This is a genomic window from Pseudomonas sp. F01002 (assembly GCF_004402115.1).
GTDB classification, from domain to species: domain Bacteria; phylum Pseudomonadota; class Gammaproteobacteria; order Pseudomonadales; family Pseudomonadaceae; genus Aquipseudomonas; species Aquipseudomonas frigoris.
This window is the reverse complement of the sequence record NZ_SOPU01000030.1, coordinates 1-401: the sequence shown is the minus strand read 5'-3', so window position 1 is coordinate 401 and position 401 is coordinate 1. Positions and strand designations below refer to the sequence as shown.

Here is a 401-nt window from a genome sequence, read left to right as displayed (position 1 = left end):
TCTTTCTGGAGCCAGTCCGTCATGATGCGTCCCGACGCCAAAGTCGAAAAAGTGTACCTATACCCCAAGCCCGTGGACTTCCGAAAATCCATCGACGGCCTCGCGGCCCTGGTCGAGCTGGGTATCAAGGTAGCGGTATTGTATCCGCTCCACGAACCCCACATTCCAAGCCGATAGCTGACAGCTGATGCTGTGCTCCCGATTTCCCTCAGGAGCCCATCACCATGATGCGTCCCAACGCCAGCGTTGAAAAAGTGTACCTCTACCCGAAACCGGTGGACTTTCGAAAGTCCATCGACGGCTTGGCTGCCCTGGTCGAACTGGATATCAAAGTTGCGGTGTTCGATCCCGTACTCTTCGTTTTTCTGAATCGTCACCGCAACCGGGTCAAAGTGTTGTAC

General features: G+C 54.9%; 1 protein-coding gene. It reads left to right on the top strand.

Translation table 11 applies throughout. The features are described 5' to 3' along the window. Window positions 1-224: 224 nt before the first annotated feature. Window positions 225-401, top strand: a 177-nt coding sequence (tnpB, locus tag E3W21_RS24580; protein WP_305955710.1) for an IS66 family insertion sequence element accessory protein TnpB, incomplete at its 3' end; no start/stop codon positions are given.